This is a genomic window from Shewanella violacea DSS12, assembly GCF_000091325.1.
In the GTDB taxonomy this organism is placed as follows: Bacteria; Pseudomonadota; Gammaproteobacteria; order Enterobacterales; family Shewanellaceae; genus Shewanella; species Shewanella violacea.
The window spans coordinates 2433159-2456908 of the sequence record NC_014012.1 but is presented as its reverse complement, the minus strand read 5'-3'; the positions used below and the strand labels follow the sequence as shown (position 1 = coordinate 2456908).

Below are 23750 nucleotides of genomic sequence, written 5' to 3'. Positions count from 1 at the left end.
TAATCCGCGACCTAATTTATTCATTCTATTGCACGTTGTTATTTTGGCCTGAGTTTTAAAAAGCGAGTCAATTCAAAACCTGCCTGTACACCTAGGAACATTTCTTTGATATCCACCGCGAACATCACCATGCAGTTTGGCGCTGAGCCTTTGTTTGAAAACATTTCAGCTAAATTTGGAAACGGCAACCGTTATGGCCTAATCGGCGCGAACGGTTGTGGTAAATCCACATTCATGAAAATCCTCAGTGGCGAGTTAGCACCAAGCTCTGGCAACGTGTCTATCACACCGGGTCTTAAAGTGGGTACCTTGAGCCAAGATCAGTTTGCGTTTGAGCAATACAGTGTTGTAGATACCGTGATCATGGGTCATGCAAAACTTTGGGAAGTGAAGCAAGAGCGTGATCGCATCTACTCACTACCAGAAATGACCGAAGACGACGGCATGAAAGTCGCCGAGCTCGAAAGTGAGTTTGCCGAGATGGACGGTTATAGTGCCGAGTCTCGCGCCGGTGAGATCTTGCTTGAAGCAGGCATCGAAGAAGATTTTCACTTTGGTTTAATGCAGCAAGTGGCTCCAGGTTGGAAATTACGCGTACTTCTGGCCCAGGCATTGTTTTCTAACCCAGATATCTTGCTTCTCGATGAGCCAACCAACAACTTGGATATTCATACCATTTCTTGGTTAGCAGGCGAGCTTAATAAACGTAAATGCACCATGATCATCATATCTCACGACAGACACTTCCTTAACTCTGTCTGTACTCATATGGCTGATATCGATTACGGCGAACTACGTATCTACCCAGGTAACTACGAGTACTTCCTAGAAGCAGCAGGCCTTATCCAAGAGCAGCTATTAGCCGGTAACGCTAAGAAGAGTGCCGAGATGGCCGAGCTACAGGACTTCGTTAACCGCTTCGGTGCTAACGCATCGAAAGCCAAGCAAGCCAGTTCTCGTGCTAAGAAACTTGATAAAATCAGTTTGGATGACGTTAAATCTTCAAGCCGTATGACACCGTCTTTGCGTTTCGAAGAAAGCAAGAAGATGCACCGTCAGGCGCTGATTATCGAAAATCTCGGACATGGCTTCGACGGTGAAACCTTATTTGAAAGCGGCGAGTTGATCCTAGAAGCTGGCGCTAAATTAGCTGTTATCGGTGAGAACGGTGTGGGTAAGACTACCCTACTTCGCTGCCTAGTCGATGAGTTGTCTAACAATCATGGCGTGATCAAGTGGTCAGAAAATGCCGCTATCGGTTACTGCCCACAGGACAGCACAGCTGATTTTGATAATGAGCTGTCATTATTTGATTGGATGTCACAGTGGCGTACACCTAAGCACAACGACCTTTCGGTTCGTGGCATGTTAGGTCGTCTATTGTTTACTGAAGACGATGCCAACAAGAAAGCTAAGAACTGTTCTGGTGGAGAGAAAAACCGTCTATTATTCGGCAAGCTGATGATGCAAGATATCAACGTGCTAATCATGGACGAGCCAACCAACCACATGGATATGGAAGCCATCGAAGCCTTGAACAATGCGCTTAAGCTATTTGAAGGCACACTCATCTTCGTCAGCCATGACCGTGAGTTCGTGTCATCACTGGCCACACACATCATAGATGTGAAAGACAAGCAGTTGGTCAACTTCCACGGTACCTTCGATGAGTACCTGGCCAGCACGGCTGAAGCCGCTGCTAGAAAAGTCGCTTAACACGACTAGATAAATTATCGAATAAAAAACGCCGCCAGACTCGTGTCTGGCGGCGTTTTTGTTTTTATATATGATGAAAGTACGGCTATAGCCAGATAAAGGCATGGTTTGAACAATTGTCTTTAAGCTCTAAAGAATGGATTCCGGCCATAAGCCATGCCGGAAAGACGAAGGAGGTGTAGATGTCATCTGCCACTATTCTTTTCTCGTTTTCTCGTTTTCTCGTTTTCTCGTTTTCCCGGACTCGTTCCGGGATCCTGCTCTTATCTTTAAGTGCTAAAGAGTGAGTTCCGGCCAACAAGAACATCGGAAAGACGAAGGAGGTGTAGACCCTCTCTATATACATTGAGCTGTCTTTCCAGCGCTAGCATCCTCTCGGTCTTTCCCCCCCTCTTAGCTTCACCCGCTCACACTGGGAGCATCGTCTCTGCTCTACCTATTTTGCGAACGAATGATCTCTTCATCGACCCATCTTAATAACTGCTTGATGGCTTTCGAGAGTATCTGGTTCTGACGCACAATATAACCTAGGCTAGTGGTGGGAAACTCAGGCAAAGGTGTCACTTTGGTCTTTAAATTTCGTTTCGTATAAATTGAAAACTCGGGCACTATCGCCACACCAAAGCCCGCTTCCGCCCAGTCTATTTGAGCATCGACACTACCCACTTCCATTATTCGATACTGAGGTAAATTCAGGGAGGGCAAAGCTGAATCGAGTAGGTCTCGGGTGCGGGTATCGTGACCCAATAGGATCAAGGTGGGTTCACTCTCTAAAGCTAATTCAGGCTGTAGTTTCGCCTCTTGCCATAAGGTTAGGTTGTCCCCTAGGGCACACCAATGTATCTGTTGCAATTCGGTGAAATGCAGTGGCTGACTCTCTTTTTGAGCGATCACAAAACCCAAATCTGCTTGGGCATTTTTAACCAATTCTGATGCTTGTGATGAGGTGGTGTTTAACAGCGAAAAATCGATCCCCGGGAACTCGGCTTTGAATAACTGAAATGGCGAGATTAAGAGTAGCCGAGAAATAATATCACTGGCCGCAATAGTAATTGTCCCTTGGCTAAGATCATTAATCGCGTTGAGATCTGCCTGACAGACCTGTAACTCCATCAAGGTTTTTTGGCTGGTATGCAGTAATCGAACACCCGCCTGAGTTAAATGAAATGGGTTGCGCTCAATGAGCTTAACTCGGGTTGTATTTTCTAGCTGCTTGATATGCAAACTCACATTAGGCTGAGTCATGTGTAAGGCTACTGCTGCTTTACCAAAGTGTTGGTGCTGGGCTAAGGTGACAAACGTTCTAAGCCAATTGAGATCAAGCATCGCTTTTACCTGGTTATTTAAGTCGTTTTCCTCGCCATGATATATGAGTTGCTTATCAAATTGATAATAATAATTAATTTTCCATATCATTTTTATTGCAGTAGCATAGCCTCTTAATTATTCAGGAGTGAGAGTTATGCCGTCTATTGTTGTTGTGGGTGCTAATTGGGGCGATGAAGGTAAAGGCCGTATCGTTGATTTTCTTGCGGCAGATGCCTCTGCAAGCATTCGTTTTCAAGGTGGTAATAATGCAGGCCATACTGTGGTCAATGATTTTGGCACCTTCAAATTACACCAGCTCCCTAGTGGCATATTCAATCCAAACTGTTTTGCGGTACTCGGCCCAGGCATGGTCATCAGCCCGGCGGCATTAAGCGAAGAAATTGCCGAAGTGAAAGCGGCTGGCGTGAACGTTAAGTTACACATTTCAGATCGCGCTACTCTATGTCTGCCTCTACACGCACTCGAAGATACCTTGGAAGAGGAGCGCTTGGGCGATGCAGCTTATGGCTCTACTCGTCAAGGCATAGCCCCCGCTTATGGCGACCGAGTCATGAAAAAAGGCATTCTTGTGGGCTGGTTAATGCAACCTGAAGTGCTGCTCGAGCGTATTCAATTTATGCTCGATTGGAAAATGCCACAATTAAAAGCCCTATACCCAAGCTGTGACTTCAACCAAAGCGCAGAAGAGATGACCGCATGGTTATTAGAGGTAACGGCACCTTGGCGTGAATTTATCTGCAACGTAACAGAGCCGCTAAAAGTGATGCAAAGCAACAAGGCTAACTTGTTGTTTGAAGCGCAACTCGGTGCAGGCCGCGACTTGGTTTATGGTGAATACCCATGGACAACTTCTTCAAACGTAACCGCGGCCTATGCTGGCATTGGCAGTGGTTTACCGGCACTACGCCCGGAGCGAATCATTGCCGTGGCAAAATCATTCAGCTCATCTGTGGGTACAGGTACATTAGTCACGGCAATGGAAGAGCAAGATAACTTCCGTGAAGCATCTAATGAATACGGCGCAGTAACGGGTCGTCCTCGTGATATGGGATATTTTGATGCTGTCGCGACCCGTAATGGTGTCGAGCTACAAGCCGCCACCGAAATTGCACTGACCAAGATTGACTGTTTAACCGGCATGAAAGATCTGAAAATCTGTGTATCTTACGCCGGTGAACACACACAAAACCCAATCTGGCCTCAAACTGCAGCACTAACGCCTATCTATGAGGATATGCAAGGCTGGAGCGAAGACATCACAGCTTGCCGCACATTTGCAAGCTTACCTGAAGCCGCTCAAAACTACGTACTTCGCATCGAAGCATTAATGGGTGTCCCCATCAAAATGGTATCAGTCGGCCCAGAGCGTGAGCAGATGATCCTTAGATAATTATCAGTAATTATCTATTTGACCGTCATGGACATATGTCTCTGACCGCCAGGGGGCAGTGATACTTAGACATTGCTTTTTCATGCGTCATCCCGGACTTGTTCCGGGATGACGCTGTTGTCTTTAAGTGCTAAACAATGGATTCCGGCAAACGAGCATGCCGGAATGACGAGGTAGGATCCATTATCAGTTTTTGATCTTCATTCGAAAAATTGATTCTGACTTACCCAAGATCGGAATGACGAGGGAGAAGTACACATCACTAGCCTTCCCTTAGTGTTTTATTGCCATTTTGCTTGATTGGCTTTCACCAAAATAATACTGATACTTTTTCCTGTTCATGTATTTTTTTAGTATTTTCAATGGAATGGTTAGTGACGGTTCACCATGTGAATAGGTGCCGATGTCATAGTTATCATATTGGATAAACAGTCCATTCTGTCTAATATTGAAATAACCCAAGTCTTTAAATTGTTCGATAGCGCCATAGCTATATTCCTGATCGGCAATTTCATCATAAACGCGTTGATAGACATACTCTTCAAATGAAGTATTTTCACCAAACATGTCATTCCAAGAAATCAGAGAATGTTTTGCTCTATCAAGACTCAACAGAGTCCTGTCAAAATCAGGGTGTGATCCACCTGAGTTCGCTATACTGTACAGCTCAAGTGAAACTAGATTATCACTGACGTAGTTCATCGATTCTGTATAGGTAATGTTAGTTGTTTCAAAAGTAGGAGTTGGGCACTCATCGGCCACAGAATTTGGTGATGGTTTCTTATATTTAACCATTAATTCCATGGATTCAGGGTCGAAATTCAGTAACCGATTGAGCGACTTTCTTTGAAGCAGCTTGTTGTTGTGGCATACCCCATCGCTATCTGTATAAATTGATGCAGTAAAAGGGATGTCATAGTTGCCATCATTAGATTTAATATAAATGGGAGCATCTAGTAGGCTTGAAAGTACTGTAATACGCTGTTGATATTGCTCTTCTAAGCAATACTTCAATTTTACTTTATCTAAACTTTTACATTCAAGATCACGAGTTTTTAGCCACTCACGCTGCTCTTGACGCAACCTTGTCCGATAAAAATTAAAGTTGGGATTATCCTCTTGAAGCGTCCAGTAGATAACATCCAAACGATCGTCTTGAAGCAACAATTCTTGATCTGCACAAATTAATTTTTCAATCTCAGTGACTGACTTTTCACAATTAATCCCCGCCGCGAATCCCTTAAAGGGAAGACATAAGGCTACAAAAATAGCTAATCGTCGATAATTCATCACTTGGTAATTTATCCTCTGCCATAGTAAGTTCATGTATACTAGGACCTTACCACACCAGTAACGCGAGTTAACCTTTCATTAACAAAAACATGGCAGACCATGTTAGCTATTCATTATTGGCATATTCTGCTTTCTGCCGAGGAAGGTAAACCTTTTATACTTTCGATTATCCTGTAGTCACTCCTATAGTTGCTTGAGCAGTCGGATAGAAATTTTGATTTCCCCTCTTAAACGAATATCTATTTAGACTTAGATTATTGAACAGCTTCAATATCAATATCAACTCAGGCTCGAGCATAAATTTTCTGTTCGCGAATAATGACTAATCACTCAGCCTAGCCATCACCTATGGCTAGACGCAATGTCTTCCCGGACTTGTTCCGGGACCCCGATTTTGAAGTCTATTCATAAAAATGGATTCTGGCCAATGAGCATGCCGGAGCGACGAGGTAGGTGTCGACGTGGCCAACCAGCATTCTCTTCTCGCCTTCTCGCCTTCTCGTTTTCTTGTCATCCCGGGCTTGTTCCGGGATCCAGCTGTATTCTTTAAATGCGAAACATTAGCTTATAAACAAATCTAGATTAATAATTCATTTATCATTCACCATTTCAGAGCAAAGATTCACTTCGGCTAAAGTTAGCTGCTGGTTAAGCTGCTTCAAATTTAGTTGAATTCTATTAAGCTAAATTAGAATAAAAGGCTTCAAGCTAGATTTGTTCGCCAAATGTTTATATGGTGTTCTAATGAATAACAGCTTAATTGAGTAGAACTAAAATGAAATTTATTATTATCTTGCTGTGTTTATTCTCTAGTACAGTATTTTCAGAAGATATTGCCATTGATGCCGTAAAAAAACACCCAAAAATAATTGAATTTTTATCCGATAAGCCTAGGGATCAGTATTGGATTGATTTTCATCAAATGAAGTTAGGTGGTAGCTGCGGTTTCACAGGATGCCAATGGCGAAAATTGGTGTCTTTAGTGGTCACCTCAAAAAGTGCTAATGCTTTATCAGAAACCATTATAGCCTTGGTTAATGGGGAACAACCAAGTCATAACAGCAATATTAAGGTGAGGTTTGTAGAGTTGGAAAACCTTGACGAAAAACAGTTTAAAACTCAATAGCTGTTTTACTTACAAATATATTATGCAGACATAAGTTGACCTTAATCCTGCTTAAAAAGTTCATTGAATTAATATCAATTATTACATCTTGATATTAATTCTGTTTGCCACTTTTATAAAATATTATTCATTTTTTGAGTAAGTGTACATCCATTCACACATCTGCATTTAATATACAATATTATATTTAACCTGCTTTCTTTTGATAAATAAGGATTTTATTACTTAATCATATCAACTCAATGGTTATGGAAACATTTCGCTACATTTATTGATTAAATCGACTTGTTAATTTTATGTTGGATCTTTGTTGATCTAGATTGATTGGTGTTAGGTTGAAAAAAGTCAGAAAATACTGATTTTAAAACCTCGAAGTAAATAATTATTTTAATAAATAAAATGTCGTTGGAATTAACCCTTTTCAATGGTCCTTTAATTTACAGGAGTAACACATGTATAAAAATAATAAAATTACTAGCTTGTCGTTAATGATTGGAGCAACACTGGTTGCCTCATCCATGAGCGCATCAGCAACCACAGTAATGTCGATGAATATCAAAAACCAAACAGAAAGCGGCGCTCCATCTTTTGTTACTGGTAATCTTGGTAACATGACAGCTAACTCAGCGGCACAGGCATTAAAAGACATTATTGCCAGTCAAAATGAATTCGGCGCCCAAGGAAATGAGAACTTTAATATTCGTCGTCAATGGATTGATGAGCTTGGTAAGAGTCATACGCATTTTAATCAGACGATTAATGGTATTAAGGTTTATGGCACCAGCATGATTATTCATGCTAACCCTAGTGTGGGCGTATTAAATAATGGTAACGCAAGCAGTAGCATTTATGGATTGACTGGACGTTTAGCCCATCTTGATAATGCAAGCATGGCTTCGGTTATGAATGGAAACAGTCGTAAAGGTGGAGCTAAAAAAGCACTGGCTGCTGCAAAACTGATTGGTAATACTGCTGACACGCCCGAGTTAGTTTATATTTATTTACCTTTGAGTGAAGAAACCAAGCTGGCTTATCGCTTAGAGGTTTCTTGGGATTATAATAATGAAGATTTTGGTCGAGACTTTATTTATTTTGATGCTAACTCATTCGAAGTATTAACCCGCGAGCCACAGGTTCATTCAGCAAAATCATGGCGTACTCATACCTTAAATGGTGGCTCTGCAAACTCAGCCCCTGGTACATTATTGTGTACCGACAATCAAAACTGTGGCGGTAATGCTGCCGCTCAGCGGGCTCATGATGGTGCATCGAAAGTGTATGACTACTATCAAAGTAAGTTTGGCCGTGACAGTCTAGATAATAATGGTATGGCGATGATTTCCAGTGTTGATATGGGCGTTGCCAATGCTTATTGGACTGGCAGTCAAATGATGTATGGTGAAGCTTCAGAGGGTATGAACGACTTCACTGCAGATTTTGATATTATTGGACACGAATTAACACACGGTGTGACGGGTAATAGCGCCAATCTGGTTTATGCCAATGCATCTGGTGCGCTTAATGAAGCCTGGTCTGATATTTTAGGTCTTTCGGCTGAAGCCTATAAAAATGGTATCACCACTTCTACCTGGTTATTAGGAGATGAACTCTATAACAATCAACCGGGTAAAGCTTTTCGCTATATGAATAACCCAACCCAAGATGGTTACTCCAAAGATTGGTGGCCAGATCGCATTCCTTTTGTAAATAACCCCAATAATCAAAATGATAATGGTGGCGTACATGGCAACTCAGGCATTGCCAACTTAGCCTACGTATTACTCGTGGATGGCGGAACTCATCCGCGCAATAAATCCACGGCGCAAGTCCCGAGTATAGGTATGGCTAAAGCGGAAAAAATATTTTACCGCGCACTGACCACTTACATGAGCCAAAATACTAATTTTTCAGGTGCCAGAACAGCAACCGCACAGGCGGCCCAAGATTTATACGGTGCCAGCGAAAAAACAGCGGTAGAAACAGCATGGTGCGCTGTTGGTGTCGGTACCTGTCCTGATGGCGGTACACCGACTCCACCTCCAGTGGGAGGCGAGCTGCAAAATGGTATTGCTAAAACGGGCATTGAAGCTGCCGCTAAACAGCAATTGTTTTATACCTTAGAAGTTCCTGCCAATTCCACAGGCTTAAGTTTCAATACGTCTGGTGGCTCTGGCGATGCCGATCTGTATGTGAAATTTGGCGCAAAACCAAGTTTAGATATTCAAGATTGTAAAAGTGCATCTAGCGGTAATACAGAAACATGTGATATTGCTACTGCCCAAGCCGGTACTTACCATGTGATGGTTGAGGCATGGAGTGCTATTAGCGGTGTCAGTTTAACCGCGAGTTACACCAGTGGCGGTACCACACCACCTACCCCACCAAGTGATAACGTGCTTAGCAATGGCGTCGCTATAACTAATGTCAGCGCGGCAACAGGCACTGATATTGTATTTACCATGGAAGTCCCCGCTGGTGCGACAGGTATTAACTTTGTGGCGAACGGCGGCACTGGTGATGCTGACATGTATGTGAAGTTTGGCGCAATACCAACCGACTCTAGCTATGATTGTCGTCCTTATAAAGATGGTAATAATGAATCATGTAATGTGACGGCAGCTGGCGGTACTTATTATGTCCGTTTGAAAGCCTACTCTGCATTTTCAGGACTCACATTAACAGGAAGCTATACTGAAGGTGGTTCACCGGGTGGCCTAGATCCAATCAATGATACCCTGAACAATATCTCTATCGCCCAAGGCCAATGGCAGCGCTATACGCAAGTATTACCCGCAGGTTATGCTGATATGACGATCAGTATTTCTGGTGGCAGTGGTGATGCAGACTTGTATATTCGCCAAGGCGCTCAATCAACAACTAGCCTTTATGATTGTCGCCCTTACAAAAATGGTAACACTGAAAGCTGTAGTTTTACCGCACCGGCAGAAGGTACTTGGTATATCGACATTTATGGTTACCAAGCAGTTGCAGGCCTAACACTCACATTGCAAGTTAACCCCTAGCACTAGGCATAAGTATTGAGCATAAATATTTATAATTAGTATTGAGCGTAGCTATTAAGTATTAGTACTAGCATTAGTATTAGTATTAGTATTAGTATTAGTATTAGTATTTAAAATTAGCAGCAAAACTGAGAGCAATTGTCGAGCTAGACCTCTTCGGGGTCTAGCTCGTCATTTAAGTCATATCTGGCGCTAATTTTAGCGATACCAACTCTAGATTTAAGTCATACCAGGCTCTAGATTTTAGCTGTATCAACTCTCAGCTTATATCTTGATTCAAAAGCTAGATTCCGGCCAACAAGCATGCCGGAAAGACGAAATAGAGGAAAATGTCATCGACACCTCTATGTTTCCTCGGAGCTATCAAGGACACTCGTCTACATATATTTCATGCCGGACTGGTTCCGGTATCCAGCTGTTGTCTTTAAGTTCTAAAGAGTGGATTCCGGCCAACAAGCATGCCGGAAAGACGAAGTCGGTGTAGATGTCGTCTCTCGTCTATGTACTACTGGTTATCAAATGTCATCTGAACGCCATAATAAATGGTCATACCGGACTGGTTCCGGTATCCAGCTTTTTCTCTTGATTCGAAGAGTGGATTCCAGGCAAAATAACACCGGAATGACGAGCTAGGTGTAGTGCAGCCTTAGGTTTTACAGCCCACATAATGAGGGCTGTCTTAGGTTTATCCTGCCAAACTACTAGTATATTGACAGCTATTCTCATCTTTCATTTTGTGTAGGCTACAAGCTAAAAATGCTTTACCGCTTTTACTGTTGGTGCGCTTGATAAGCTTGCCTGAAACACACTCTGGGCAAATTTGTAGCTGGTGGTCACATTCAGCCGATGCACAAATATGATGAGTTTCATTGCGCAGCATAGGGGCGCTTTTACAGGATGTGCACGCATCTAGCTTAGTGTCGCAATAATGTTTGCCCAGTGAACATGCGTAAAAGAGTCCGTAGCGCCCTTGAGTGGGAATAAGTTTGCCTGCATTACATTCGGGGCAAGACAAAGACTCAATATACAGGGGCGCGAGGTCGCTGAGATAACAATGAACATCGTTATTAAAAGTACGCAGCTCTTTGACAAAAACAGACTCTTTACCCAATTCAGCTTGAACAAAAACCGTCTGCTTAGCTCGGGATAAGGCCACATAGAACAAGCGGCGCTCTTCGGTATAGGCATACTTATCAAGTTTAGGTAGCAGAGCTTCTAAAATGGGATCACTGGCTATCTTGCTTGGAAAACCATACTTGTCATCATTCACATCGAGCACGATAACAAAATCGGCCTGCTTGCCTTTTGAACCATGGGCGGAAAAACCTGAGATCTGCAGCTGTGAATAACGCTTCTGCCAAACACTTAAATCCTTCAATGAGGATTTAAAACGACTGATCACCATCACGCTTGTAGAGCTTGTGTCTTTCTCTGTTCCTTTTCCTGTTCCTTTTTCAGAACCTGAACCAGAGTCTGTACAGCTTGCAGCAGAGTCAGAACTCGCAGCCAGATTAGAAGCAATAGCTTCGACAATGCTATTGAACGCTTGCGCTAACCCAGTCTCTTTTGAATTAATCAATAAACACACTTCAGGGTTATCACTTAAGGTATGCGTGGTAAGGGTTTTCTTAAGCTGCGCCGGGTTAGCCTGAATAAAGCTTGATGCGACCTTCTCTATCCTATCGTTAAATCTAAAGGTCTTGTCTAAGGTGACAATGCGACTCGCGCCAAACACCCGGTCAAATTCGGTGGTTAACTTAAGGTCGCTGCCGGTAAAGCGATAAATCGCCTGCCAGTCATCGCCCACACAAAATAGCGCACAACCTGGGCTTGAATCCCGTAACTGAGTCACTAACTTGGCGCGCTCTGCAGAAATATCCTGGAACTCATCGACCATGATGTATTTATAACGAAATCGACCTTGGGTCCGCTGATGAAAGTCACTCTTTTGAGTCATCTCAATCCCTTGACTGATCATATCTGAAAAATCTAAGGTCTTAAGCGATCTAAGGTGCGCCTCATACTGGGTTATCACCCATCTAAACAGGTGCAGAAACGCCTTCCACCTGACTTGATTATAAATAGTACTTTTTTTATCACTCTTAGCATTATTAGTACTAGCTGGCGTCAGCTTAATCTGCTCAAGATCGGCTAAAGAGAAAGTAGAAGCTTTAAAAAGTGACAGAAAACTCGACATTAACCGACTGACATTGCGGTAAACGCCCAAAGCTTTGACCTGAGCAAACACGGCTTCAGGCGATATAGGCTTAAATACTTGGTTTTGTGCCAGGCCTAGCTGCTCACACCGCTCACATAACAGGGCCTCTAAATTCTTCTCCAGCTCACCCAAGTCGGCTTGCCAGCTAAAGGTCTGCAATAAACAGGTGTTGTGGCGTTTATGGGTATCAATTTTCCATTCTCGGCTAAGGTTGTAAGCAGTTTTATCGATATCTGGCCGACTTCCCTTGGGAGCTGGGCCTTGCTTATCTATGCCAAAATGCTCCAGATAAGCATCGAGCGCCGGAATATAAAAATCTGGCTGATATACACTTTTTCCCGGCTCACTCACTAAAACACCCTCTTTAGGTGCGTACTTAGCTTCATACTCAAATTGTATGCCGTGAGTAAATAGGTAATTACAGATAGTGAGCTCTTGAAAGCTCTTCACCAAGTCACCTGAAAGCGCTCTTATCTCATTGTTTTTAAGGTATGAGCGGTATTGGCCCTGAGTTTGAAAGTCCAGTTCATTGACTTGGGGATACAGATAACGCCCAAAATAATCGGCAACTGGATCGGCCATTTTTGAGTCGGCGACTATGGCATCAAGCTGTTGATCGACAAATTGGGTAAACTTTTTAGTGTCACTGGCAAGCACAGACACTTGAGTAGACTCGTCTAAGTAAGATTGGATAATCTCTTTACCTAGCCCATGAAAGGTACTCACTTTAACCGAGTTTAGACCAGGAATTGTGTAAACCCGCTGCTTGAGTTCAACCATGGCATCTTTGCCATAGGCCAACATCAAAATCTCATCGGGCTTAGCTAACCCTTGTTTGACCAGATACGCAGCTTTAGCCGCCATGGTGCTGGTTTTACCTGTACCGGCACCGGCAATGACTAAGGTGTTGTTTTCATCGATAACACACGCTTGGCGCTGCAGATCTGTTAAGGGATGCGCTTCTAACGAATCAAACAGCGTCTGATAAGCCTCTAATTGCTTATCCTGCCACCATTGATTGTATTTCTGAGTAAATTGCTCTGGTTGCTTAATAAATTTAGCCAGTCGGCAATTGAGCTTGGTGACATCAAAACCTAATCTGTTGAAATACACAGTCTGTTTAAACGCTGCCAAGGTCCCACTATAGCCTTGATGTAAACGGGCTCTATCTGAATGGCGTAAATAGCGCTGATGCAGGCCAAACTCTTTATCGAAGCTGGCAATATCGACCAGCAAGTCATCATATGTTTGCAGTAAAGCAGGCCTACAAAACACCAGTCGATTGTATCTTGCTAATTTAAACAGAGGTTTGCTCTGGCTAAACCGAAAAAAGATAAACTTATTGTTACCCCACACCAGAGTCTGAGTAAACCAACCCGCCCTCACCTCAACGGTTTGCTCTATGCTCGGATAAGTGAACAATTTACCGTCAATGATTAAGCCTTGCTCACACAAGCTAGCCGTTTTAGCAAAAAACAGCCCCTGCAAAAAACCAAATTTAACCTCATGTCGCCTAAGCTCCATCTACAACCTCAGAAATGCAAAATACCCGAGCATATTAACAACTAAACCCATCAGGCAATAGTACAGACTGTAGAGATCTCTGTAGAAAGCTCTGTAGAAATAGTTCTAGAAAGAGCCCTAGAAACAATCCTAGACAGAATGCTAGTAACAAATAGTAGAGACAGTAGGCATAAAGCCAGCAAAGCAATGAAATCAAAGCGAGTTCGAAGCGAGAACAAATAATCAGCACACTTCCCTTACTGGCTTCTGTTACTACTTTCGATAGCCACCCAGTCAGGCATACCTGACTCGTTCCGGGTCCCATTCAGGCTTATCAAAAACTGGATTCCGGCCAACAAGAGTGCCGGAAAGACGGAAGGTAGGTGTATATGTCACCTGCGACTATTCTATTCCAGTCACTGAGCACCAGGGTCAGTGATACTCCCGATATCATTCAGACATTCTCCATATCCATATCCATATCCATATCCATAAAGTCGAAATGTCGATATAGCCTGAAATGTTCAACTAGCTAGCTTCTTTTTATACTGTCATGCCGGACTTGTTCCGGTATCCAGCTGTTGTCTTTAAGTTCTAACAATGGATTCCGGCCAACAAGCATGCCGGAAAGACACTAGGTTAGATGTAGGAAAAACAGTCGATTAGATGTCAGAAAGGCACTTGGTTAGACGTAGAAAACAGTAGCAAGAATGCCTAAATAATGAGATAGGTGTTGTCTCAGTGATCCCAATGCAATGTCGTCTCAGTTTTCAGCGTCTGGCTTCAACGTCTGGCTTCAACTGCGAAGCGCAATACTGAGCTGGGGCTCTTATGATAAATCCCCCCGTGAATCGCTAGCAGTGACAGATACCATTGCCAGCTTCCCCTTGTAAGTCATAGGCTGCAGAGAGTGCATCTGGCTGATAGTCGCTGCCTTTTTAATTTCATTTTTAACCTAGATCACGTAAACTGCGCGCCATAGATTATGAACCATATCCCCTGTTAGGTAACCACCCGATGATACGTCTAAACGAAGTCAAATTACCGTTAGATCATGACGATGATGCATTGCGCAATTTTGTGCTTAATAAACTGTCGATCACGACAGAGCAGCTTGTCGACATCCATATCTTTAAACGGGGTTATGATGCGCGTAAGCGTAATAAAATCACCTTGATTTACACGCTAGATTTGACGTTTGATAATCTTGATGAAGACCAAGTGTTAACGCGCTTTGAAGATGATCAACTGGTGAGAAAGTCACCAGACACCAGTTACAAATATGTGGCTCAAGCGCCTGCGGATTTAGAAGAACGTCCCGTTGTTATTGGTATGGGACCCTGTGGTCTTTTTACCGGCTTAATTCTGGCTCAAATGGGTTTCAACCCTATCATTTTAGAGCGCGGTAAATCTGTACATGAACGTGCAAAAGATACCTTCCGTTTCTGGCGTAAAGGTGAATTAAATACCGAATCAAATGTACAGTTTGGTGAAGGTGGTGCCGGTACATTCTCTGACGGTAAATTATACAGCCAAGTGAAAGACCCCAATTTTCTAGGCTTAAAAGTCAAACAAGAATTCGTAGCCGCTGGTGCTCCTGCTGAAATTATCTATGTAAGTAAGCCTCATATCGGCACCTTCAAGCTGGTTACTATGGTTGAACGTATGCGCCGCAAGATCATCGAGCTTGGCGGTGAAATTCGTTTTGAAACCAGGGTTGAAGAGATCAATATCGTCGACAACCAAGTGACAGGTGTGACGCTCAGAGACGGCGAAGTCATCAATTCCAAGCATGTCACCTTGGCTATTGGCCACAGTGCACGTGACACAGTACAAATGTTGCATGATAAAGGGGTCTACCTTGAAGCCCAGTCTTTCTCAGTAGGTTTCCGCATTGAGCATAAACAGCAACTGATTGACCAGGCACGCTTTGGTAGCAATGCAGGACATCCGATTTTAGGTGCCGCAGATTACAAATTGGTGCATCACTGTAAGAGTGGTCGTTCGGTATATAGCTTCTGTATGTGTCCTGGCGGCGTTGTCGTGGCGGCCACATCGGAAACTGAAGCCGTGGTCACTAATGGCATGAGCCAATATTCACGTAGTGAGCGTAATGCCAACAGTGCCATTGTGGTGGGTGTTGCACCTAGTGATTTCGATAACGATCCCCTGCAAGGTATCGCACTGCAACGCAAGCTAGAACGTAATGCCTATATCTTAGGCGGCAGCACTTACCAAGCTCCAGCGCAACGGGTGGGTGATTTCTTGAAAGGGGTTGAAGCCAAGCCATACGGTGACGTTGAACCATCATATAAGCCAGAAGTCACCATGACAGATCTCAGCACTAGCCTGCCTGATTTTGCCATTGAAGCGATTCGTGAAGCATTACCCGCGTTCAATAAGAAGATCCCAGGTTTTGCCCAAGATGATGCCATGCTCACCGGCGTAGAAACACGCACTTCGTCTCCGGTTCAAATCAAACGTAATGCAGATTATCAAAGCATCAATACCAAAGGATTATACCCAGCCGGCGAAGGCGCGGGTTATGCGGGAGGCATTTTATCTGCTGGTATCGACGGGATAAAAATTGCGGAAGCCGTGGCACTGGATATGCTCAAAGCTAGTAGCAGCTGAAGTAAGCAACTGAAGTAAACGGCCCAAGTAAGCAACTCAAGTAAACAGATCGAGTTAGCAGCTGTCCCAATTGAAGCTGCCATTTGACTATCTCGCCTTCTTGGCCCGTAGTTCTGTCATGCCGGACTTGTTCCGGTATCCAGCTTTTGTCTTTGTTCAAAGAATGGATTCCGGCCAACAAGCATGCCGGAAAGACTAGCTAGGTGTCGACGTCGTCAACCACTATTCTTGTCTCGTCTTCCTGTATTCTGACCTACATGGGTCAGTGATACTCCCGATATCATTCAAACATTCCCCATATCCCTATGGGTCAGGTAGGGAATGTCGATTATGCAGTGATTAATTATCGACCCGGCTTCATATATACGTCTTCCCGGACTTGTTCCGGGATCCAGCTGTTGTCTTTAAGCTCTAAAGAGTGGATTCCGGCCAACAAGAACACCGGAAAGACGAAGTAGGTGTGGATTCCGGCCAACAAGAGTGCCGGAAAGACAGTCGCTGAATATGTCGGAAACACAGTAGCTTAGATTCCGCAATGACGAGCTAGGCGTTTGTAATCTAGCCTTCTCTTATGCTGAGAGTAATTATCCGCCCACTCGCCAGCGCTTTGTGCCCAAGTGTTCACAAATATGAACCAATCTCACTCACAGCACTCACTTAAGCCCTCACTTAAGCGTAAAGAGTTCTTCACCTGACAATCGTGGGTGTCTTAGTTATTGGTGTCTCAGTTATGTTAGTTATTTTTTGTATGTTGAGCGCGGCCTGTCGAGCAAATACATTTTGTATCTCTAGTTAAAACGCATTAAAATCCCCCTCATATCAGCATTAAAGGATTCAATAGTGGACGCTTTTACCGCAAAGCAAACAGAGCACACCGAGGGAAGATCTCATCCTTGGACGACGATGACAACCGACGAAAGCAGTGTTTATATGGATTTCAAGAAAAATCCAAAACTGATACGTAGCTCTCTGGAAGATTTTACGCCTTTTAATAAATGGCCCTTTACCGATACTTTTTATTCACTGGTAGAATGGCTCAATAGCTCGACTTCACTATTGGAAAGCAATGACTGCACCTTTAATGCAGCTGAAGAAAATCCCGATGAACAATATCCCTATGCTAAAAAGTGTAGTGCGCGATTAATGATACTGTTCCGGGATATTGAAGAAAACTGTCAACAGAGAAGCATCGACTGGCTAATGCAAAATATACTGCAAAATGTTGCCAGTACCAAAGTAGGCTTTCGTGCGGGTGCCATTTGTTTATCACAATCCACCACCTGTTACCTCGCGCTCGGTGATACAGAAGACAGCGGCGGCATGGGTCAACAACTAGTTCTGACCTTTTTTGCCTACGGTAAAAACGATCGTCGTTGTTATGAAAATATGCAACAGGTGATTAGCCATGCGCAGCACTGTTTAAAGGCGGTCAATAAAAAGCTAAACAACGGCGAGCTAGATTCTATATACCAGTAAGCAAACAGCGAACGATAATTGTAAGTGCAATCTAGCCTTCTTTAAGCTGCGAGTAATTATCGACCCGCTACTTCCTCCGCAGTAATCACGCTTATCCACGTTTGTCATCCGGGACCCAGCGTCCCTCTTTCGGCCCCCTGCTTCTGTCATCCCGGACTCGTTCCGGGATCCAGCTTTTGTCTTTGTTCGAAGAATGGATTCCGGCCAATAAGAGTGCCGGAAAGACGAGCTGAGTGTAGATGTAGTCGAGCCATCTAATTATGCTGATTACAATTATCGACCCATCTACATATATGTCATCTGACCGCCAGGGGTCAGTGATATTCCCGATATCATTCAGACATTCGCCATATCCCTATGGGTCATGGCGGAAATGTCGATCATGAAGGGAGCAATTATCGACCCGGGCTTGCTCGTTCCGGGAACCAGCTTTTGTCTTTAAGTGCTAAAAAGTGGATTCCGGCCAACAAGCATGCCGGAAAGACGAGTTAGAGGTTATCACCCTATACTTTATGACTTGGGGTCTTTAGCGACCTAGCTTCTTTTTATGCCGTCTTCCCGGACTCGTTCCGGGATCCAGCTTTTGTCTTTAAGTGCTAAGAAGTGGATTCCGGCCAACAAGCATGCCGGAAAGACGAGCTAGGTGTAGATGTAGTCGATCCACCTAATTATGCTGAAGCTTTCTTAGGAAATGTTTCATGGTACACAATCATAAAGTCTTCTCTGATCAACTGCTCTAAATGGGCTGCGCGTTCTGTGGGGCAAAAAATCGTAATATGCACCATCTGCTCACCAGCAGGTCCGCTATGAATTTGAATGTGCGGCTCAGGCCCAGGTAAATCAACACCAGCATGTCTCTCAATAATACTATTATATCGAATCGCCACATCGTGAAAATCTTCACAATGGGCTTCAATTTGTTCAATCAGCTCAGGAAATAACGGGTACAGATTGACGAAATCAACAATAGTTATATTAAAACTATGATAAACATAGCGTTTCATAAAGTTGTGGTTTTTAACCGCGTAACTGAAAAACATACTATTTGGAAAAGTGACCGTTTTACCCGTGTAATTATATTGGCCGTGAAGTATGTCGATCTCTTGAATGACCGTCGCCATCAAGTTGTGCTCAATCACCTCACCACACAATTTACCCACTTCAATCCAATCACCAATCACAAACGAACGCGAACTGGCTCGTTGAATGGAACCGGTAAAACACAAGATGATCTCTTTCGATGCCACCACAAAAGCAATGGCAATCGCCGTAACTGACAGTGCAAATTTATTGATTTCGGTTTGCCACAGCAGAAATAAGACCATAATAATGAGGATGAAAGTGCCATTTTTGGTAAGCGACATCCACTTACGTTGACCTTCGGTGACAAAGGGCAAGTCACCGCGAATTTTAGACACCACCAACCGCTTAAGAAACGACAGACACACAATGATGATGACGGTAAACAAAAGCTTATAGGTTGAAAAAAATTCGATGACAATATTGAGTTTATCCACAAAACCTTCTTAAGAATTGATAAGTAACTGTTTAGTCGTTAGTAGAAGCAGTGTGACCATAGATAACCAATTGGTAAATAATGAGTAACTGCTATATAGCCAGAAATCGCACTTTAACATAAACCATGAAAAGTGATATCCAAATCTATATGTTAAGCCGTTATCGACCCGAGCTTTGTTGTACTTGGTTCCTACTTGTGTCTTCCCGGACCCGTTCCAGGATCCAGCTCTTGTCTTTAGGTTCTAAGAAGTGGATTCCGGCCAACGAGAGTGCCGGAAAGACGATCTAGATGTATATGTCATGCGACTATTCTATTCCAGTCACAGAGCACCAGGGTCAGTGATACTCCCGATATCATCGACATTTCCCATATCCATATGGGTCATATCAGGAAATGTCGATATAGCCTGAAATGATCAACTACCTAGCTTTTTTTTATGCCGTCATGCCGGACTTGTTCCGGTATCCAGCTTTTTCTCTTGGTTCTAAGAGTGGATTCCGGCCAACAAGAGTGCCGGAAAGACAGTAGCTGAACATGTCATAAATACTTGATCTAAACAGTAAGACTGTCTAGTATCACTGTCATGAAAAATATTAATCGCTATACCTTAAATGATCTTTGTCAGCTGGTTGAGCTAACTCCTCGCACTGTGCGCTTCTACATTCAAAAGTCACTACTGCAGGCTCCTGAGGGGAGTGGGCGTGGTGCCCACTACACTCAAGCACACATAGAGCGCTTGCTTGAAATTAAGAAGTGGCAGGATGCAGGGCTATCACTTGAACGTATTAGTGAACTTCTTTTCGATGAAAGCAGCAATAAGCCCCTTCCCCCGCTAAAACGCGCTAAGCCTGGAGATATTGAAGTCTGTAGCCACATACACATAGATGAAGGCATATCACTCACACTAAACCCAAGCAAAGCTGGGTTAACACCAGAACAAGCCAAACAACTAACACTAGAAATCATCTTATTGTACCAACGCATCGCATCAAGTGATAAGGAAGAGAAATGAACAGTGAAGTAGGATTAACCACACAATGTGGTAAAAACGTTGCACTCAGTTCTGTCAGCATCAAGGCGAAATTAAACGGCATACTTGCCGAAGTCGATGTTAAGCAGAAATATAAAAATAACGAAAATACCAATATCGAAACCGTATACACCTTTCCTCTTCCTATTGATGCCGTTCTACTGCAACTCAATATCGAGATCAACGGCCAAATTCTCGAAGGGCAAGTCAAAGTTAACTCCGTTGCTGAAGAGCAATATGAAGAAGCGGTCACCAGTGGTAATACCGCGGTCATGCTTAAAAAGATAACTGACGGACTGTACTCCATTAACTTGGGTAACTTGCTAGCAGGTGAAAGCGCTATTATCCATTTCACATATGCTCAGCTTAACGAATGGCAAGGAGACAGGTTAAGGTTTTATATTCCTACAACACTTGCACCAAAATATGGCAAGCCACTTATGGCAGGCTTAGCTGAACATGAAGTGCCTTCTCACTCTTTATTTGCAGCCTACCAATTTGATTTCCAAGCCAACATTGAAGGCAAGCTTGCTGACGCCGTGATAACTAGTCCAACTCATTCCATTACCCAAGCGTTAGATGCCGAAGGCTTGCACTTAGGTCTGCTCGATGCAGCACAACCTATGGATCGAGATTTAATAATCGAAATAGCTAAACCGAATAGCTATGTTGGTGAAGGTTTATGGGCAAAAGATGGCGAACAGATTGTTGCGTTAACCTCTTTCTATCCTCAGTTAGACATTCAAACTAAGCGTCAACCACGCTGTATAAAAATGGTAGTAGATTGCTCAGGTTCTATGACTGGCGACTCTATTAACCAAGCGAGTATTGCGCTGCAAGCGATTGTAGAACAACTTGCAGATGACGACTGGTTCAACATTATCTTGTTTGGTAGTCACCACAAACTCATCTTTAATAAGTCAGTACAAGCAACGCCAAATAATTTACAGCGTGTAGAAAAGACGCTACAAAATCTTCGAGCTGACTTCGGCGGCACTGAAATGGATAGCGCGTTACAAGCCGCTTACTCTTCAAAAACACCAAAAAATATTCCCACAGACATACTGTTGATCACCGATGGGCAAATATGGGATCAAGACTACCTACTGACGAACGCACAAGCATCAAAACATCGCCATTTTGTAGTTGGTGTAGGCAGCGCAGTGAGTGAAGCTTTCCTGTCTAAACTCGCGAGCGAGACGGGTGGAGCGAGCGAATTTGTCACGCCTAATGAAAATATGAGCAGTCGTATAGTGCGCCACTTTGAGCGCATCAAGCAGCCGAGGCTCCACGACAGTAAGATATCTTGGCCTAAGCCCAATGAAGCGATACAGCAATCACCACAACAACTGAGCCCCCTCTTTGCTGGTGACACAATCAATGTATTCTCTTGGTTAAACATTGGCAAATGTAGCCAGGATGAATTTGCCGGCCAAGCTGAACTAAACTTCTCTTGCAAGGACTTAGACGGTATTGATTTAAAGCATACGCAAAAGATTAGCTTGGCCCATACCGATAACCACACATTAGCGCGGCTTGCAGCACACTCTAGGATAGCAGAGGTAAATAAAACGGAAGCACTAGATTTAGCCGATAAATACCAACTGGTTACCGAGTCTACAAGCTATATTCTGGTAAAAGTTAATGAGCAGGAAAATGAACTAGCTCTACCAAAATTACGCACAGTTCCTCATCAATTACCAGCAGGGCAAAGTGGTTTTGGCAGCCTGGTATGTGAAAGTAGCGACATGGGTTGCCAAGGTGCACCGATTTATTCATCAGAGCTTAAATCACCTAATGACTACTTAGATATACCTAAGTTTTTAAGAAAACAAGCTGATGACACACCAATAAAAGAGCATAACTCGTCGCCTCTCGACCTTCATATACCCATACCTAAACCTAAGTTACTAAACGATAACTTAAGTCTCTCTCAAGCAGAGGAGCATAACTCATTAGCTGAATCGCTCAACAGTGAGTTCACCCCAGATAATGAAATGGGCATGAGTGAATTCGATATTATTGAGATTGAAGAGCTAGGCGAAGATGAAACCATTATTGAAATACTGTACCTATTAGAGCACGCAGGCTATAACGAGCAGAAGCTGGTGTCTGCTTGGTTAAGCTTGTACAACGAGTTTAATCCTGACAATAAGTTCAGCCGCCATGTCACTCGCTTGATAAGGATTCTATGCAAAGAGCTTGATGTAAGTGCTGAGCTTATCGATACCGTCAGAGAAATGATGACACTAGAAATGGCACATACAGCAAACTAAAAATTAAGGCCGAATGATTATTCAACAATAGAAATGGTTCGGCCTTACCCACTCTCATTCATATTGTTAAGGTTCTACTCACCTAATTGTCATCCCGGACTCGTTCCGGGATCCAGTGCTTATCTTTAGGTTCTAATAAGTGGATTCCAGCCAACGAGAGTGCCGGAAAGACATTAACAAAGCCTTTAAACTCTTGTGATCAGCCTTCCCAGTGCTATCCCAACTAACATGCTAAAAATGGTAGTAATGCCTGCCGGTGACAAAGACGGTAGGCCTAGAAGTAGCTGGCTATCATTGCCGCCACTGGCAATGGCTGCACCTATTCCCATCAAACAGCCCGCTAGTAAATGACGAATACAATCCTTCCCATTTAACGGTATAAACTTGAACGTTTTACGATGAACCGCTGCTACAATCATTCCAATAATCAAAGCGGCGATTAATAAGAATCTACTGTCAGAGGGCCATAAGCCTGAATCTTGATGCCATAGTGACAAACTAATGTCTTTTAACAGCCCACTTGGCGTCCACTTAGGTTCAGTCAAAAATACAATGCCAGCCGTGAGTCCAATACCTAGCATACTCAACCATAGGCGCCTGCTTTCTTTACTCATTCTTGTAGTACATAAGACTATGGTAAAAGACACTGTAATTAAAATGGCAATGTGCCAACTGGAATTGAGTTGGTATTGAGCTATCTGATATTGTGGAACAAAAGTAGTTAGCAATAACCAGCCGACTAGCCAACCGCAAATAGTGAAAAACATGACTAACTGCCCTCTAGCAAGTTTACTGATTGTCGACACGCCGCAACCGCTATTAAAAGCTGCGCCAATACCAAACAGCAAGCCACCAACGAGTGCTAAGAATGAATATTCGTAAGAGATAAATGGAATAGCGATACCAGCATAATCACCGATAAGAATTGAAACCCAAGCTAGTGAGCCACTAGTTAAAATGGATAAAAGGAAAATAGGCTTGCCCGTAAGCGCTTCGTTCACCCCTCTTACAAGACATAATCCCGTGGTTTGCGCTAAGTAGCCCAATGAAGCGATGAGAAATATTGAAGTTAGTAGTAACAAAATAAACCACTCCCTTTTGTTTCAATCACTGAACAATCAAAACTTTTTAATGGCACTTACATTAACCTAAAGCATAAACCAGCAAACAGATACTTGATATGACGCTAAAATATGTCATTCTCGATAAGAACTGGG

The 23750-nt window shown here is 43.3% G+C and carries 13 protein-coding genes; 8 read left to right on the top strand and 5 right to left on the bottom strand.

All coding sequences use genetic code 11. The annotated features are described in order from the left end of the window. Positions 1-105 precede the first annotated feature (105 nt). Positions 106-1716 carry an ABC-F family ATPase gene (locus SVI_RS09980; RefSeq protein ID WP_013051401.1) on the top strand — a complete coding sequence of 537 codons (1611 nt, stop codon included), beginning with the start codon at positions 106-108 and terminating at the stop codon, positions 1714-1716. A 432-nt stretch (positions 1717-2148) separates the two neighbouring features. On the opposite strand, the gene SVI_RS09970 is transcribed toward SVI_RS09980, so the two are convergent. Beyond that, entirely contained in the window at positions 2149-3042 is an 894-nt protein-coding gene (locus SVI_RS09970) for a LysR family transcriptional regulator (protein ID WP_013051400.1), read from the bottom strand. Positions 3043-3178: 136 nt separating this feature from the next. On the opposite strand from SVI_RS09970, the gene SVI_RS09965 reads away from it, so the two are divergent. Beyond that, positions 3179-4435 carry an adenylosuccinate synthetase gene (locus SVI_RS09965; protein WP_013051399.1) on the top strand — a complete coding sequence of 419 codons (1257 nt, stop codon included), beginning with the start codon at positions 3179-3181 and terminating at the stop codon, positions 4433-4435. Positions 4436-4708: 273 nt separating this feature from the next. Here the strand turns inward: SVI_RS09965 and SVI_RS09960 are convergent, their stop codons facing one another. After that, a complete protein-coding gene (locus tag SVI_RS09960) occupies positions 4709-5761 on the bottom strand; it encodes a lysozyme inhibitor LprI family protein (RefSeq protein ID WP_013051398.1) in 1053 nt (350 codons plus the stop codon). Between the two features lie 742 nt (positions 5762-6503). Here SVI_RS09960 and SVI_RS09955 point away from each other — a divergent pair. Together SVI_RS09955 and SVI_RS09950 are read left to right on the top strand one after the other, a co-directional pair. Next, positions 6504-6854 (top strand): hypothetical protein, encoded by a 351-nt coding sequence (locus tag SVI_RS09955; protein ID WP_013051397.1) that lies wholly within the window; start codon positions 6504-6506, stop codon positions 6852-6854. Between the two features lie 452 nt (positions 6855-7306). After that, positions 7307-9877, top strand: a complete 2571-nt coding sequence (locus SVI_RS09950; protein WP_013051396.1) for a M4 family metallopeptidase — start codon at positions 7307-7309, stop codon at positions 9875-9877. Positions 9878-10562: 685 nt separating this feature from the next. Here the strand turns inward: SVI_RS09950 and SVI_RS09945 are convergent. Beyond that, positions 10563-13619, bottom strand: a complete 3057-nt coding sequence (locus tag SVI_RS09945; RefSeq protein WP_013051395.1) for a UvrD-helicase domain-containing protein — start codon at positions 13617-13619, stop codon at positions 10563-10565. A 996-nt stretch (positions 13620-14615) separates the two neighbouring features. Here SVI_RS09945 and SVI_RS09940 point away from each other — a divergent pair. Beyond that, a complete protein-coding gene (locus SVI_RS09940) occupies positions 14616-16232 on the top strand; it encodes an NAD(P)/FAD-dependent oxidoreductase (protein ID WP_013051394.1) in 1617 nt (538 codons plus the stop codon). An 840-nt stretch (positions 16233-17072) separates the two neighbouring features. After that, positions 17073-17708, top strand: a complete 636-nt coding sequence (locus SVI_RS09935) for a hypothetical protein (RefSeq protein WP_013051393.1) — start codon at positions 17073-17075, stop codon at positions 17706-17708. A 668-nt stretch (positions 17709-18376) separates the two neighbouring features. On the opposite strand, the gene SVI_RS09930 is transcribed toward SVI_RS09935, so the two are convergent. Then, the gene (locus SVI_RS09930; RefSeq protein WP_013051392.1) at positions 18377-19225 is read right to left on the bottom strand and encodes a mechanosensitive ion channel family protein; all 849 of its coding nucleotides are present in this window, start codon (positions 19223-19225) and stop codon (positions 18377-18379) included. A 585-nt stretch (positions 19226-19810) separates the two neighbouring features. Between SVI_RS09930 and SVI_RS09925 the strand changes: the two genes are divergently transcribed. Together SVI_RS09925 and SVI_RS09920 are read left to right on the top strand one after the other, a co-directional pair. Continuing rightward, positions 19811-20239 (top strand): MerR family transcriptional regulator, encoded by a 429-nt coding sequence (locus tag SVI_RS09925; RefSeq protein ID WP_013051391.1) that lies wholly within the window; start codon positions 19811-19813, stop codon positions 20237-20239. Beyond that, a complete protein-coding gene (locus SVI_RS09920) occupies positions 20236-22533 on the top strand; it encodes a VIT domain-containing protein (protein WP_013051390.1) in 2298 nt (765 codons plus the stop codon). The genes SVI_RS09925 and SVI_RS09920 overlap by 4 nt, the downstream gene beginning before the upstream one ends. Before the next feature lie 185 nt (positions 22534-22718). On the opposite strand, the gene SVI_RS09915 is transcribed toward SVI_RS09920, so the two are convergent. Beyond that, entirely contained in the window at positions 22719-23615 is an 897-nt protein-coding gene (locus SVI_RS09915; protein WP_013051389.1) for a YeeE/YedE thiosulfate transporter family protein, read from the bottom strand. Positions 23616-23750: the final 135 nt, after the last annotated feature.